This is a genomic window from Streptomyces sp. CA-179760, from assembly GCF_050937045.1.
In the GTDB taxonomy this organism is placed as follows: domain Bacteria; phylum Actinomycetota; class Actinomycetes; order Streptomycetales; family Streptomycetaceae; genus Streptomyces.
Genome location: NZ_JBNJLZ010000001.1, coordinates 2,176,579 through 2,191,463, shown reverse-complemented (window position 1 = coordinate 2,191,463; position 14,885 = coordinate 2,176,579). Strand labels below are relative to the sequence as shown.

The following is a 14,885-nucleotide window of genomic DNA, read 5'->3' as shown; positions in this document are numbered from 1 at the left end:
TTCATGGAGGGCTGCGCCCACCGGCGCGGCGGACCGAGCCACAGGCTTACGCGACAGCCGAGACCGGCCACACTGCAAGGGGAGACAACGCGCTCATGAGCGATGTTCTGGAGCTTCAGGACGTATCCGTGGTCCGCGAGGGCCGGGCTCTGGTGGACCAGGTCTCCTGGTCGGTCAAGGAGGGCGAGCGCTGGGTCATCCTGGGCCCGAACGGCGCCGGCAAGACCACCCTCCTCAACCTCGCTTCCACCTACCTCTACCCGAGCGCGGGCAGCGCCGCCATCCTCGGCGAGACCCTCGGCAGGCCCGGCACCGACGTCTTCGAGCTGCGCCCGCGAATCGGCATGGCCGGCATCGCCATGGCCGAGAAGCTCCCGAAGCGCCAGACGGTGCTGGAGACCGTGCTGACCGCCGCGTACGGCATGACCGCCACCTGGCACGAGGACTACGAGGAGATCGACGAGCAGCGCGCCCGCGCCTTCCTCGACCGCCTCGGCATGAGCGACTACCTGGAGCGCAGGTTCGGCACGCTCTCCGAGGGCGAGCGCAAGCGCACCCTCATCGCCCGCGCCCTGATGACCGACCCGGAGCTGCTCCTCCTCGACGAGCCCGCCGCCGGGCTCGACCTCGGCGGCCGCGAGGACCTCGTCCGGCGCCTCGGCCGACTCGCCCTCGACCCGATCGCCCCCTCGATGCTCATGGTCACCCACCATGTCGAGGAGATCCCCCGGGCTTCACCCACGTCCTCATGATCCGCCAGGGCAAGGTCCTCGCGGCCGGTCCGCTGGAGCTCGAACTCACCTCCCGCAACCTCTCCCTCTGCTTCGGCCTCCCGCTCGTCGTCGAACAGGCGGGCGAGCGCTGGACCGCACAAGGCCTCCCGCTGTCCTGACCCGGCCCCACGCCGCACAAGTGCCAGAGTAAGAACGGCATTTCACACGCTGGGCGCCCTGTCGGCGACAGGGCGTCGGACCTACCATGACCATGTGGAAATCGACGCATGGCTGTGGTGGCTGATCGGCGCGGCAGCGCTCGGCATCGCGCTCGTGGTCACCGCGATGCCCGAACTCGGCATGCTCGCGGTGGGTGCCGTCGCCGCGGCGACGGTCACCGGCGTCTTCGGTGGCGGAGCCGTCGCCCAGGTCGTGGTCTTCGCGGTGATCTCGACCGCCGGCATCGCCGTCGTACGGCCCATCGCGAACCGGCATCGCGCCCAGCGACCCCAACTCGCCACGGGCGTGGACGCGCTGAAAGGCAGACAAGCCGTCGTCCTGGAACGCGTCGACGCCTCCGGCGGCCGGATCAAGCTGGCCGGAGAGGTCTGGTCGGCCCGCGCCCTCGACACCGACCGTGCCTACGAAGTAGGCCAGGAAGTGGACGTCGTGGACATCGAGGGAGCCACTGCGATCGTCATGTGACCTCGCAGGACGTAACTGGAGTGAACTCCTCGCCAGCTACGCGACGGTCTGACAGACTCGACCAGCAAGATCTTCAACAACCATAAGATCTGCCGAAGTCGCCGAGGCGAAGAAGGGTACGGGGAACGACGATGGAACCGGTCATCATCGTCCTGATCATTCTGGTGGTGTTGGTCTTCATCGCCCTGATCAAGACGATCCAAGTCATCCCACAGGCCAGCGCGGCCATCGTCGAGCGGTTCGGCCGCTACACGCGGACACTCAACGCGGGCCTCAACATCGTCGTCCCGTTCATAGACACCATCCGCAACCGCATCGACCTGCGTGAACAGGTCGTCCCCTTCCCGCCGCAGCCGGTGATCACCCAGGACAACCTGGTGGTCAACATCGACACCGTCATCTACTACCAGGTGACCGACGCACGGGCCGCGACCTACGAAGTCGCCAGCTACATCCAGGCGATCGAGCAGCTCACCGTCACCACGCTGCGCAACATCATCGGCGGCATGGACCTGGAGCGGACCCTGACCTCCCGCGAGGAGATCAACGCGGCCCTGCGCGGCGTCCTCGACGAGGCCACCGGCAAGTGGGGCATCCGCGTCAACCGCGTCGAACTCAAGGCGATCGAACCGCCCACCTCCATCCAGGACTCGATGGAGAAGCAGATGCGCGCCGACCGGGACAAGCGCGCCGCGATCCTCCAGGCCGAAGGTGTCCGGCAGTCCGAGATCCTGCGCGCCGAAGGTGAGAAGCAGTCCCAGATCCTGCGCGCCGAAGGTGAGGCCAAGGCGGCCGCCCTGCGCGCCGAGGGCGAGGCCCAGGCCGTCCGTACGGTCTTCGAGGCCATCCACGCCGGAGACCCGGACCAGAAGCTCCTCTCCTACCAGTACCTCCAGATGCTCCCCAAGATCGCCGAAGGCGACGCCAACAAGCTCTGGATCGTCCCCAGCGAGATCGGCGACGCCCTCAAGGGCCTCTCTGGCGCAATGGGCAACTTCGGCGGCCTCGGCGGCGGTTCCGGCGGCAACGGCGGCTCTTCCGGTGCCGGCGTCCCCGCCCAGGAGCGCCGCGAGAAGCCGTCCATCGACTGACCCGGCACACACCACGAAGGGGGCCCGCTTCCCAGAGAAGCGGGCCCCCTTCGTATGCCAGCCAGGCCATGACGGTCAGGCCACGCCAGTCGTGCCAGGTCAGCTAGGCGGCGGGCTGCGCCAGCCACTCCGGCAGCGCGTCGAAGTCGTCCTGCCCCAGCGCCAGCAGCATCGCGTCCGCCGGCGTCGGCTCGAACGGCTCCTGAAGCAACGGCATACCCGCCTCCACCGGAGTCCGGTTCGCCTTGCGGTGATTGTCCTCCGCACATGAGGCCACCGTGTTCAGCCACGAGTCCTGCCCGCCCCGCGACCGCGGCACCACGTGGTCGACCGTCGTCGCCCGCCTCCCGCAGTACGCGCACCGGTTCCGGTCCCGGACCAGCACGCCCCGCCTCGACCACGGTGCTCGTCTTCGGAAGGGCACCCGTACGTACTGGCAGAGCCTGATGACTCGGGGCGCCGGTATGTCGACTGCGGCTCCCCTCATCCGCAGTTCGGGGTGGGCCTGCTCGACGACGGCCTTGTCCTGAAGCACCAGAACGACGGCTCGGTTCAGCGTTACCGTCGACAGCGGCTCGAAGCTCGCGTTGAGTACCAGCGTGTCCCGCATACCAGCCCACCTCCCGTGTGCACCGGCCCACCCCCTGGCGGGCTGGGATCAACTCTGGCCGGGCACGCCGAGATGGACAACGCAATATCTGCTGCTCTCACGGGGGTGACCCCCGTGCCCCCGGCAACAAAAATGCCCGCTCCTGATCAATTCCAAGACCAGGAGCGGGCAAACGTTCTGTGAACGCTGGGATCGCCGGACGACGGCTCAGCCTTCGGCGGGCACCTCGTACTCACCGATCAGCTGGGCACGCCCGATGGTGTGAAACCGCAGGTTGAAGCCCACGACGGCAGGCGAAGCCTCCGCATCCGGACCGAGCTTCTCCGAATCCACGGCGTACACCGTGAACACGTAACGGTGCGGACCGTCCCCGGGCGGTGGCGCGGCACCACCGAACTCCTTGCTCCCGTAGTCGTTACGCGCCTGGATCGCGCCCTCGGGCAGACCCTCGAACGCGCCGCTGCCCGCACCCACCGGCAGCTCGGTCACCGAGCCCGGGATGTCGAACAGCACCCAGTGCCAGAACCCGCTGCCCGTCGGGGCATCGGGGTCGTAGCAGGTCACGGCGAAGCTCTTGGTCTCGGGCGGGAAGCCCTCCCACCGCAACTGCGGCGAGGTGTTGCCGGCCGCGTAGACCTGAGCGTCCTGGAGCGTCGCACCCTCCTCGACATCCTTGCTCGTGACCGTGAACGAGGGTACGGGCGGATGGAAGTCATGGGGGAGCGGCCGCCGCTTGAGCTCGGTCACCTCGGTACCTCCTGATCGATTCGTTCAGTCAGCCCCGAGCCTAGAACCAGTTGCGCTTGCTGCCGACCTCGGACAGCCACTGGTTGAGGTACGCGGTCCAGTCGGTGCCCTGGTAGTCCTGCAGCCCCACCTTGAAGGAACGGAAGGTGTCGCTGCTCTCGCTGAACAGCCCCGGCTTCTTGTCCATCTCGAGCACCACGTCCATGGCCTGCTCATCGGCCACGAAGCTCAGCTCGACCTGGTTCAGCCCCCGGTACTGCTGCGGTGGGTAGAACTCGATCTCCTGGTAGAACGGCAGCTTCTGCCGCGTACCCCGGATGACACCGCGCTCCATGTCCGCGTTCTTGAACCGGAAGCCCAGCTGGATGAACGCGTCCAGGATCGCCTTCTGCGCCGGCAGCGGGTGAACGTTGACCGGGTCCAGGTCACCGGAGTCCACGGCACGCGCGATCTCCAGCTCAGTGGACACCCCGATGTTCATGCCGCGAAGCGCCTGCCCGTCGATCATCGTGATCGGGGTCTCCCACGGGATCTCCAGCCCGAACGGCACCGCGTGCACCGCGTTCGCCTGGAGCTCGAACGCCCCGCCCAGCCGCGACTTCGTGAACTCGATGTCCTGCTTGTACTCCTGGTCGCCGCTCTCCACCTCGACCTTGGCCTGCAGCCCGACCGAGAGCCCCTCGATCTGCTGGTTCACGGACCCGCCCTGGATCCGCACCTCACCCTGGACGACACCGCCCGGGACGACGTTGACCTCGTGCAGCACCGTCTCGACCGAAGCCCCGCCGGCCCCCAGGCTCGCGAGCAGCTTCTTGAACGCCATGTCTCTCCCTCTCGCCCACTACGGGTGGATCCTTGATCCATACAAACGCGATCCGGCCGTGGCCGGTTCCATGCCCTCACCCTGGCAAGGCCGGCGTCCGCTGGCCACCCCGCCGCACCACCCGTCTTCAGTACCCTCGGACGGCATGATCGCGACCCCCGACCGTACGCCCCTGTCCAGGGAGTTCTTCGACCGGCCCGTCCTCGATGTCGCCCCCGACCTCCTCGGCCGCATCCTGGTACGCACCACCCCGGACGGTCCGATCGCCCTCCGCCTCACAGAGGTCGAGGCTTACGACGGCTCCGACGACTCCGGCTCCCACGCCTATCGCGGCCGCACGGCCCGCAACAACGTGATGTTCGGTCCGCCTGGGCACGTCTACGTCTACTTCACCTATGGCATGTGGTTCTGCATGAACCTGGTGTGCGGCCCTGAGAACAAGGCAAGCGCGGTCCTGCTCCGCGCCGGCGAGATCATCGAGGGCGCCGAACTGGCCCGTACCCGTCGACTCTCGGCCCGCAACGACAAGGAACTGGCCAAAGGCCCTGCCCGACTGGCCACTGCCCTGGGCGTGGACCGCTCCCTGGACGGCACGGACGCGTGCACCCCCGAGGACACCCCCCTTCGCATGCTGACCGGCATCCCCGTGCCCTCCGACCAGGTACTCAACGGCCCGCGCACCGGTGTGTCCGGCGACGGCGCCGTGCACCCATGGCGCTTCTGGGTCGCCAACGACCCGACGGTGAGTCCCTATCGCGCCCATGTCCCGAGGCGCCGCCGAAGTTGACGCGTCCCCGCAGGATGCGTAATGTGGCCCGAGCCGCTGAAACGGGTACGGCAATCGCCAGCACCCGGAAGCGGCCAACCCACTACCTAGTCACCCCCCTCAGCAGGGGCGAATTCGGCGTGCCCGCATGCCTGAATTCGATGTCCACAGACTCGATTATGAGTTGGACGGCGAATCGGCTAACGTAGTGAATGTCGAAAGGCCGACAGGCGAAAGCCAAGGTCCCACGGCAAATCCCGCCGACAGGGAATCGGATCGAAAAAGGATCTGATAGAGTCGGAAACGCAAGACCGAAGGGAAGCGCCCGGAGGAAAGCCCGAGAGGGTGAGTACAAAGGAAGCAACCGTTCCTTGAGAACTCAACAGCGTGCCAAAAGTCAACGCCAGATATGTTGATACCCCGTCTCCGGCCGTCAGGCTGGGACGAGGTTCCTTTGAAAAAACACAGCGAGGACGCTGTGAACGGTCGGGCCTATTCCGCCTGACTGTTCCGCTCTCGTGCTGTGGCACCGGATTACCGGTACACATTCACGGAGAGTTTGATCCTGGCTCAGGACGAACGCTGGCGGCGTGCTTAACACATGCAAGTCGAACGATGAAGCCCTTCGGGGTGGATTAGTGGCGAACGGGTGAGTAACACGTGGGCAATCTGCCCTTCACTCTGGGACAAGCCCTGGAAACGGGGTCTAATACCGGATAACACTTCCACTCTCCTGAGTGGAGGTTAAAAGCTCCGGCGGTGAAGGATGAGCCCGCGGCCTATCAGCTTGTTGGTGAGGTAATGGCTCACCAAGGCGACGACGGGTAGCCGGCCTGAGAGGGCGACCGGCCACACTGGGACTGAGACACGGCCCAGACTCCTACGGGAGGCAGCAGTGGGGAATATTGCACAATGGGCGAAAGCCTGATGCAGCGACGCCGCGTGAGGGATGACGGCCTTCGGGTTGTAAACCTCTTTCAGCAGGGAAGAAGCGAAAGTGACGGTACCTGCAGAAGAAGCGCCGGCTAACTACGTGCCAGCAGCCGCGGTAATACGTAGGGCGCGAGCGTTGTCCGGAATTATTGGGCGTAAAGAGCTCGTAGGCGGCTTGTCACGTCGGTTGTGAAAGCCCGGGGCTTAACCCCGGGTCTGCAGTCGATACGGGCAGGCTAGAGTTCGGTAGGGGAGATCGGAATTCCTGGTGTAGCGGTGAAATGCGCAGATATCAGGAGGAACACCGGTGGCGAAGGCGGATCTCTGGGCCGATACTGACGCTGAGGAGCGAAAGCGTGGGGAGCGAACAGGATTAGATACCCTGGTAGTCCACGCCGTAAACGGTGGGCACTAGGTGTGGGCAACATTCCACGTTGTCCGTGCCGCAGCTAACGCATTAAGTGCCCCGCCTGGGGAGTACGGCCGCAAGGCTAAAACTCAAAGGAATTGACGGGGGCCCGCACAAGCGGCGGAGCATGTGGCTTAATTCGACGCAACGCGAAGAACCTTACCAAGGCTTGACATACACCGGAAACGTCTGGAGACAGGCGCCCCCTTGTGGTCGGTGTACAGGTGGTGCATGGCTGTCGTCAGCTCGTGTCGTGAGATGTTGGGTTAAGTCCCGCAACGAGCGCAACCCTTGTCCCGTGTTGCCAGCAAGCCCCTTCGGGGGTGTTGGGGACTCACGGGAGACCGCCGGGGTCAACTCGGAGGAAGGTGGGGACGACGTCAAGTCATCATGCCCCTTATGTCTTGGGCTGCACACGTGCTACAATGGCCGGTACAATGAGCTGCGATACCGCGAGGTGGAGCGAATCTCAAAAAGCCGGTCTCAGTTCGGATTGGGGTCTGCAACTCGACCCCATGAAGTCGGAGTCGCTAGTAATCGCAGATCAGCATTGCTGCGGTGAATACGTTCCCGGGCCTTGTACACACCGCCCGTCACGTCACGAAAGTCGGTAACACCCGAAGCCGGTGGCCCAACCCCTTGTGGGAGGGAGCTGTCGAAGGTGGGACTGGCGATTGGGACGAAGTCGTAACAAGGTAGCCGTACCGGAAGGTGCGGCTGGATCACCTCCTTTCTAAGGAGCACTTCTAGGCAGCCGCAAGGTTGTCCAGAGGCCAGTACATCAGCGAATGTCTGATGCTGGTTGCTCATGGGTGGAACGTTGACTATTCGGCACACTTGATCGTCTTCTCCTTCTAGTACTGCTCTTTGAGTGTGGAACGTTGAGGGGAGCGGGGAGTGTGTCGGGCACGCTGTTGGGTGTCTGAGGGAACGAATTTTTCCTCAGTCGCCGGCCCCAGTGCACTCACCTGGTAAGGGTGGGGTGATGGGTGGCTGGTCGTTGTTTGAGAACTGCACAGTGGACGCGAGCATCTGTGGCCAAGTTTTTAAGGGCGCACGGTGGATGCCTTGGCACCAGGAACCGATGAAGGACGTGGGAGGCCACGATAGTCCCCGGGGAGTCGTCAACCAGGCTTTGATCCGGGGGTTTCCGAATGGGGAAACCCGGCAGTCGTCATGGGCTGTCACCCTTGCCTGAACACATAGGGCAAGTGGAGGGAACGCGGGGAAGTGAAACATCTCAGTACCCGCAGGAAGAGAAAACAACCGTGATTCCGGGAGTAGTGGCGAGCGAAACCGGATGAGGCCAAACCGTATGCGTGTGAGACCCGGCAGGGGTTGCGTATACGGGGTTGTGGGATCTCTCTTTTACGGTCTGCCGGCCGTGAGACGAGTCAGAAACCGTTGATGTAGGCGAAGGACATGCGAAAGGTCCGGCGTAGAGGGTAAGACCCCCGTAGTCGAAACGTCAACGGCTCGTTTGAGAGACACCCAAGTAGCACGGGGCCCGAGAAATCCCGTGTGAATCTGGCGGGACCACCCGCTAAGCCTAAATATTCCCTGGTGACCGATAGCGGATAGTACCGTGAGGGAATGGTGAAAAGTACCGCGGGAGCGGAGTGAAATAGTACCTGAAACCGTGTGCCTACAAGCCGTGGGAGCGTCGGATGGAAGCTTGCTTCCATCTCGTGACTGCGTGCCTTTTGAAGAATGAGCCTGCGAGTTTGCGGTGTGTTGCGAGGTTAACCCGGGTGGGGAAGCCGTAGCGAAAGCGAGTCCGAACAGGGCGTTTCAGTAGCACGCTCAAGACCCGAAGCGGAGTGATCTAGCCATGGGCAGGTTGAAGCGGAGGTAAGACTTCGTGGAGGACCGAACCCACCAGGGTTGAAAACCTGGGGGATGACCTGTGGTTAGGGGTGAAAGGCCAATCAAACTCCGTGATAGCTGGTTCTCCCCGAAATGCATTTAGGTGCAGCGTCGTGTGTTTCTTGCCGGAGGTAGAGCACTGGATAGGCGATGGGCCCTACCGGGTTACTGACCTTAGCCAAACTCCGAATGCCGGTAAGTGAGAGCGCGGCAGTGAGACTGTGGGGGATAAGCTCCATGGTCGAGAGGGAAACAGCCCAGAGCATCGACTAAGGCCCCTAAGCGTACGCTAAGTGGGAAAGGATGTGGAGTCGCAGAGACAACCAGGAGGTTGGCTTAGAAGCAGCCACCCTTGAAAGAGTGCGTAATAGCTCACTGGTCTAGTGATTCCGCGCCGACAATGTAGCGGGGCTCAAGCGTACCGCCGAAGTCGTGTCATTGCGATATATACCCCCAACGGGGATCGTGATGGGTAGGGGAGCGTCGTCTGCCGGGTGAAGCAGCCGCGTAAGCGAGTTGTGGACGGTTGACGAGTGAGAATGCAGGCATGAGTAGCGATTCACACGTGAGAAACGTGTGCGCCGATTGACTAAGGGTTCCTGGGTCAAGCTGATCTGCCCAGGGTAAGTCGGGACCTAAGGCGAGGCCGACAGGCGTAGTCGATGGATAACCGGTTGATATTCCGGTACCCGCTGTGAAGCGTCAAACATCGAGCATCGTGATGCTAAGGCCGTGAAGCCGTTCCGGACCCTTCGGGGAAAGGAAAGTGGTGGAGCCGCCGAACCAAGCGGTTAGTAGGTGAGTGATGGGGTGACGCAGGAAGGTAGTCCATCCCGGGCGGTGGTTGTCCCGGGGTAAGGGTGTAGGCCGTGGTCTAGGTAAATCCGGATCACTTGTGGCTGAGACCTGATGCCGAGCCGATTGTGGTGAAGTGGATGATCCTATGCTGTCGAGAAAAGCCTCTAGCGAGTTTCATGGCGGCCCGTACCCTAAACCGACTCAGGTGGTCAGGTAGAGAATACCGAGGCGTTCGGGTGAACTATGGTTAAGGAACTCGGCAAAATGCCCCCGTAACTTCGGGAGAAGGGGGGCCACATCCGGTGATCCGATTTACTCGGTGAGCTGGGGGTGGCCGCAGAGACCAGCGAGAAGCGACTGTTTACTAAAAACACAGGTCCGTGCGAAGCCGTAAGGCGATGTATACGGACTGACGCCTGCCCGGTGCTGGAACGTTAAGGGGACCGGTTAGTCAAGATTCGTCTTGGCGAAGCTGAGAACTTAAGCGCCAGTAAACGGCGGTGGTAACTATAACCATCCTAAGGTAGCGAAATTCCTTGTCGGGTAAGTTCCGACCTGCACGAATGGCGTAACGACTTCTCGACTGTCTCAACCATAGGCCCGGTGAAATTGCACTACGAGTAAAGATGCTCGTTTCGCGCAGCAGGACGGAAAGACCCCGGGACCTTTACTACAGTTTGATATTGGTGTTCGGTTCGGCTTGTGTAGGATAGCTGGGAGACTTTGAAACTCGCACGCCAGTGTGGGTGGAGTCGTCGTTGAAATACCAGTCTGGTCGTGCTGGATGTCTAACCTGGGTCCGTGATCCGGATCAGGGACAGTGTCTGATGGGTAGTTTAACTGGGGCGGTTGCCTCCTAAAGAGTAACGGAGGCGCCCAAAGGTTCCCTCAGCCTGGTTGGCAATCAGGTGTTGAGTGTAAGTGCACAAGGGAGCTTGACTGTGAGACCGACGGGTCGAGCAGGGACGAAAGTCGGGACTAGTGATCCGGCGGTGGCTTGTGGAAGCGCCGTCGCTCAACGGATAAAAGGTACCCCGGGGATAACAGGCTGATCTTCCCCAAGAGTCCATATCGACGGGATGGTTTGGCACCTCGATGTCGGCTCGTCGCATCCTGGGGCTGGAGTCGGTCCCAAGGGTTGGGCTGTTCGCCCATTAAAGCGGTACGCGAGCTGGGTTTAGAACGTCGTGAGACAGTTCGGTCCCTATCCGCTGTGCGCGTAGGAATATTGAGAAGGGCTGTCCCTAGTACGAGAGGACCGGGACGGACGAACCTCTGGTGTGCCAGTTGTTCTGCCAAGGGCATGGCTGGTTGGCTACGTTCGGGAGGGATAACCGCTGAAAGCATCTAAGCGGGAAGCCTGCTTCGAGATGAGTATTCCCACCTCCTTGAGAGGGTAAGGCTCCCAGTAGACGACTGGGTTGATAGGCCGGATATGGAAGCACGGTAACGTGTGGAGTTGACCGGTACTAATAGGCCGAGGGCTTGTCCTCAGTTGCTCGCGTCCACTGTGTAAGTTCTGAGACAACGAACAGTTGTCGGCTTTGAGTAGAACGAACAATTAAAGAGTGTGCTTGTTCGCTCGAAACCATTAGGGTTTCGGTGGTAATAGCGTTAGGGAAACGCCCGGTTACATTTCGAACCCGGAAGCTAAGCCTTACAGCGCCGATGGTACTGCAGGGGGGACCCTGTGGGAGAGTAGGACGCCGCCGAACAATCTTTGGAAAGGACCCCTGGTCCCAGCGTTCAGCTGGGACCAGGGGTCCTTTTTTATTTTGCGGTGCGCACCGGGTAGCCGGCTGCGCGAGAATGACTTGCGGTACCGAAGACAGGAGTCACCATGTCCACCAACTCTCCCGACGACCGACCGGAGCGCGACCAGCGGCGACGGGAGGGGGACCGGAGCGACCGCGGTGGTCAGCGCGGGGACCGTGGAGACCGTGGGGGCTTCCGCCGCGACAACGACCGTGGTGGCTACGGGCGTCGTGACGGCGGCCGAGGCGATCGTACGGACCGTGGCGAGCGTGGTGGCTTCCGGCGGGACGACAGCCGTGGTCGTGACGACAGCCGTGGTCGTGACGACAACCGTGGTGGCGGCTTCGGCCGACGCGACGACCGTGACCGGGGACCGCGCAGGGACGACCGCGACCGAGGCGGGTTCCGGCGGGACGACCGCGGTGACCGCCCCTCCTTCCGGCGCGACGACCGTGGAGAGCGTCGCGACGACCGCGACCGTGGTGGCTTCCGGCGTGATGACCGGCGGGACGACAGCCGTGGTCGTGACGACAGCCGTGGTCGTGACGACAACCGTGGTGGCGGCTTCGGCCGACGCGACGACCGTGACCGGGGACCGCGCAGGGACGACCGCGACCGAGGCGGGTTCCGGCGGGACGACCGCGGTGACCGCCCCTCCTTCCGGCGCGACGACCGTGGAGAGCGTCGCGACGACCGCGACCGTGGTGGCTTCCGGCGTGATGACCGGCGGGACGACAGCCGTGGTCGTGACGACAGCCGTGGTCGTGACGACAACCGTGGTGGCGGCTTCGGCCGACGCGACGACCGTGACCGGGGACCGCGCAGGGACGACCGCGACCGAGGCGGGTTCCGGCGGGACGACCGCGGTGACCGCCCCTCCTTCCGGCGCGACGACCGTGGAGAGCGTCGCGACGACCGCGACCGTGGTGGCTTCCGGCGTGACGATCGGCGTGACGACCGCCGCGACGGCGAGCGCGGAGGGTTCCCGCGGCGTGACGACCGTGGAGAGCGTCGCGACAACCGGGACCGTAACTTCCGTGGTGACGACCGGGACCGCGGTTCCCGTGGTGACGACCGGGACCGCGGTTCCCGTGGTGACGATCGCGACCGTGGTTTCCGGCGTGACGACCGCGGTGGATTCCGTCGGGACGACCGGCGTGATGACCGTCGCGACGAGCGCCGTGGGGACGACCGCGGGGAGCGTGGCGGTTTCCGGCGGGACGACGCAGGTCGTGGTGGCCGTGGTGGCTTCCGGCGTGACGACAGCCGTGGCCGCGACGACGCTCCTCGCGGCGAGCGCGGCGGGTTCCGTCGCGACGACCACCGGGGCGACCGCGGCGACCGTGGTGATCGCAGCGAGCGTGGCGGCTTCCGTGGGCGCGATGACCGTGGCGGGCGTGGGCCGCGGCGTGACGACCGCGACCGTGGCTTCCGGCGCGAGGGAAGCGACCGTGGCGGCTTCCGTGGCCGCGACGACCGGCATGGCGCCGGCCGGTTCCGTGAGGAGCGGGAGCGGGACAGGGAGCCGATCAAGCGGCTGCCGATCCCCGAGGACGTCACGGGCGACGAGATCGACAAGGACGTACGGCAGGAACTGCTGAGCCTGCCGAAGACGCTCGCGGACGATGTCGCCAGGAACCTGGTGATGGTCGCGCGGCTCCTCGACGAGGACCCTGAGGGCGCGTACAACTACTCGAGGATCGCGCTGCGGCTGGCGTCGCGTGTCGCCGCCGTGCGGGAGGCCGCCGGGTTCGCGGCGTACGCCAACCAGAAGTACGGCGAGGCGCTGGCCGAGTTCCGGGCCGCCAAGCGGATGACCGGGAACATCGACCTGTGGCCCGTCATGGCCGACTGCGAGCGTGGGCTCGGGCGGCCGGAGAAGGCGCTGGATATGGCCGGGGCCCCCGAGGTGCACAAGCTCGACAAGGCAGGACAGGTCGAGATGCGGCTCGTCGCCGCCGGTGCGCGGCGTGACATGGAGCAGTTGGACGCGGCCATCGTGACGCTGCAGAGCCCCGAGCTGGCCGCCAACTCCGTGCAGCCGTGGACCGCGCGGCTGCGGTACGCGTACGCCGACGCGCTGCTCGCCGCCGGGCGGGAGAGCGAGGCGCGGGAGTGGTTCGCGAAGGCCGTGGAGGCCGACCGGGACGGCAGCACGGACGCGTCGGACCGGCTCGCCGAGCTGGACGGTGTGGAGTTCGTCGACGTCATGAACGATGACGAGAGCGACGGCCAGGACTCCTCCGAGGAGGAGAAGGACTGACGTCCGGTGAAGAACGAGAAGGGGGCGGATCCCGGTGGGATCCGCCCCCTTCTCGTTTTGAGAGGACCGTGTTCAGGGGTCCAGCGTGCGCAGCACCAGGCCCGACGCCGGCTTCGGACCGAACGACGTCGACTTGCGCGGCATCGTCACGCCCTGCCGGGCCAGGTCCCGGACGACCTCCTCGCGGACCGGGTGCATCAGGACGGCCGTACCGCCGTCGCGTTCCGCCTTGGTGACCGTGGCGGCCGTGTCGTGGATGTAGGCGATGTGCGCGGGGGAGTCCTCGGGGATGTGCCAGACGTGTTCGAGGAGCGTGGCGTGCAGGACCGTGGCGTCGAGGGTGCGCCAGGCCGAGGGGCGGTCGGCGGGGATCGTACGGGCCAGGAGAGCCGGGTCAGGGCGGTCGACGAGATGGAAGGAGCCGTCGCCGGCCAGCAGGAAGGCGTTGCCCTCGCAGGCCGCGTCCGCCAGCACCTCAAGGGCCTCGGGCAGGGGGGCCACCAGGCGGCGTACCCGGAACAGACCGTGCAGGGCCGCCACGGCCCGGTCGACCGGCAGGTCGTGGAGGAGACGGTGGATGGCGCGGACCCGGAGGGGGTAGCGGGCCGTGTCGACGAGGAGGACCAGGCCGTGGTCCCAGGGGCTGGGGGAGGGGTGCTCCGTGCGGAGCCGGCGGTAGGTCGCCCAGCGGTGGTGGCCGTCGGCGATGAGGGCCTGGTGACGGGCCAGATCGGTCTGGATCGCGGCCAGGTCGGCGGGGTCGGTCACGGACCACAGGCGGTGGCTGAAACCGTCCTCCGTGGTGGTGGAGAGGAGGGGCGGTCGGTTGGCGGTGCGCTCGATCAGGTCCGCCGTGGCGTTCGTCGAGCCGTCGCCGCGGTAGGTCAGCAGGAGGGGTTCCAAGTTCGCCGAGGTGGCCCGCATCAGGGCCGCGCGGTCGGCGACGATGTGCGGCATGACGTCCTCGTGCGGCAGCACCACCTGCTCGCCGGGGTCCGACACGCGCAGGGCGCCGATGATGCCGCGCTGCAGCATGCCGGCGCCGTCCCGCTGCTCGTAGATGTACAGGCCGGGTTCCGGATCGGTGGCCAGGACGCCCTCGGAGAGCCAGCGGCGCAGGGTCTCGGCGGCCTGTTCGTTGCGGGCGCTGGGCGTCGCGGCCTGGGGCAGGATCAGGCGGACGATGTTGTGCGGGTCGGAGGACTCGAGGTGGTGCAGGCCGTCGGGGCGCACCACGACGTCGTACGGCGGAGATGTGACGGCGGCAAGGCTGCCGACCCGGTCGGGGTCGTAACGAAGGCCTCGGAACGGGGTGAGTTCCAGGCCTCGGTGCGCCGTTGCCTCCGAGTGACCTGCTGTGTTCATCCCGGCATCGTACGGGTGTCAGTGGCATGGGGGATGATCGG

9 protein-coding genes, 3 rRNA genes and 1 pseudogene are annotated in these 14,885 nt (G+C 64.9%); 9 read left to right on the top strand and 4 right to left on the bottom strand.

Going from position 1 to position 14,885, the window contains the following annotated elements; genetic code table 11:
- Positions 1-95: 95 nt before the first annotated feature.
- The 3 genes and pseudogenes from ACQEV8_RS09750 to ACQEV8_RS09740 all read left to right on the top strand — a co-directional run bounded on the left by ACQEV8_RS09750 (position 96) and on the right by ACQEV8_RS09740 (position 2,509).
- A pseudogene (locus tag ACQEV8_RS09750) lies at positions 96-892 on the top strand (ABC transporter ATP-binding protein).
- A 94-nt stretch (positions 893-986) separates the two neighbouring features.
- Positions 987-1,418 carry an NfeD family protein gene (locus ACQEV8_RS09745; RefSeq protein ID WP_432959041.1) on the top strand — a complete coding sequence of 144 codons (432 nt, stop codon included), beginning with the start codon at positions 987-989 and terminating at the stop codon, positions 1,416-1,418.
- A 131-nt stretch (positions 1,419-1,549) separates the two neighbouring features.
- The gene (locus ACQEV8_RS09740; RefSeq protein ID WP_432959039.1) at positions 1,550-2,509 is read left to right on the top strand and encodes an SPFH domain-containing protein; all 960 of its coding nucleotides are present in this window, start codon (positions 1,550-1,552) and stop codon (positions 2,507-2,509) included.
- A gap of 103 nt (positions 2,510-2,612) precedes the next feature.
- On the opposite strand, the gene ACQEV8_RS09735 is transcribed toward ACQEV8_RS09740, so the two are convergent.
- The 3 genes from ACQEV8_RS09735 to ACQEV8_RS09725 form a co-directional block, all read right to left on the bottom strand.
- Entirely contained in the window at positions 2,613-3,119 is a 507-nt protein-coding gene (locus tag ACQEV8_RS09735; protein ID WP_432959037.1) for an HNH endonuclease, read from the bottom strand.
- Between the two features lie 207 nt (positions 3,120-3,326).
- Positions 3,327-3,866, bottom strand: a complete 540-nt coding sequence (locus ACQEV8_RS09730) for a YbhB/YbcL family Raf kinase inhibitor-like protein (protein WP_391108327.1) — start codon at positions 3,864-3,866, stop codon at positions 3,327-3,329.
- A 40-nt stretch (positions 3,867-3,906) separates the two neighbouring features.
- Complete coding sequence (locus tag ACQEV8_RS09725; RefSeq protein ID WP_432959035.1) at positions 3,907-4,689, bottom strand: sporulation protein; 783 nt, start codon at positions 4,687-4,689, stop codon at positions 3,907-3,909.
- A gap of 145 nt (positions 4,690-4,834) precedes the next feature.
- Between ACQEV8_RS09725 and ACQEV8_RS09720 the strand changes: the two genes are divergently transcribed.
- The 6 genes from ACQEV8_RS09720 (at position 4,835) to ACQEV8_RS09695 (ending at position 13,479) form a co-directional block, all read left to right on the top strand.
- Positions 4,835-5,476, top strand: coding sequence for a DNA-3-methyladenine glycosylase (locus tag ACQEV8_RS09720; RefSeq protein ID WP_432959033.1), 642 nt, complete (start codon positions 4,835-4,837; stop codon positions 5,474-5,476).
- Positions 5,477-6,002: 526 nt separating this feature from the next.
- Positions 6,003-7,530: ribosomal RNA gene (locus ACQEV8_RS09715) — 16S ribosomal RNA — on the top strand.
- A 303-nt stretch (positions 7,531-7,833) separates the two neighbouring features.
- Positions 7,834-10,954: ribosomal RNA gene (locus ACQEV8_RS09710) — 23S ribosomal RNA — on the top strand.
- Between the two features lie 105 nt (positions 10,955-11,059).
- Positions 11,060-11,176, top strand: a 5S ribosomal RNA gene (rrf, locus tag ACQEV8_RS09705).
- The 16S, 23S and 5S rRNA genes sit together here, the layout of an rRNA operon.
- A gap of 216 nt (positions 11,177-11,392) precedes the next feature.
- Complete coding sequence (locus ACQEV8_RS09700) at positions 11,393-12,817, top strand: hypothetical protein (protein ID WP_432973424.1); 1,425 nt, start codon at positions 11,393-11,395, stop codon at positions 12,815-12,817.
- A complete protein-coding gene (locus ACQEV8_RS09695) occupies positions 12,754-13,479 on the top strand; it encodes a hypothetical protein (protein WP_432972573.1) in 726 nt (241 codons plus the stop codon). Before ACQEV8_RS09700 ends, ACQEV8_RS09695 begins: the two co-directional genes overlap by 64 nt.
- Before the next feature lie 72 nt (positions 13,480-13,551).
- On the opposite strand, the gene ACQEV8_RS09690 is transcribed toward ACQEV8_RS09695, so the two are convergent.
- The gene (locus ACQEV8_RS09690; protein WP_432959032.1) at positions 13,552-14,844 is read right to left on the bottom strand and encodes a DUF1015 domain-containing protein; all 1,293 of its coding nucleotides are present in this window, start codon (positions 14,842-14,844) and stop codon (positions 13,552-13,554) included.
- Positions 14,845-14,885 lie beyond the last annotated feature (41 nt).

Coding starts and splice junctions, on each gene's coding strand:
- ACQEV8_RS09740 (WP_432959039.1), top strand. CDS start 1,550: ATGGAACCGGTCATCATCGTCCTGATCATTCTGGTGGTGTTGGTCTTC.
- ACQEV8_RS09735 (WP_432959037.1), bottom strand. CDS start 3,119: ATGCGGGACACGCTGGTACTCAACGCGAGCTTCGAGCCGCTGTCGACG.
- ACQEV8_RS09725 (WP_432959035.1), bottom strand. CDS start 4,689: ATGGCGTTCAAGAAGCTGCTCGCGAGCCTGGGGGCCGGCGGGGCTTCG.
- ACQEV8_RS09720 (WP_432959033.1), top strand. CDS start 4,835: ATGATCGCGACCCCCGACCGTACGCCCCTGTCCAGGGAGTTCTTCGAC.
- ACQEV8_RS09690 (WP_432959032.1), bottom strand. CDS start 14,844: ATGAACACAGCAGGTCACTCGGAGGCAACGGCGCACCGAGGCCTGGAA.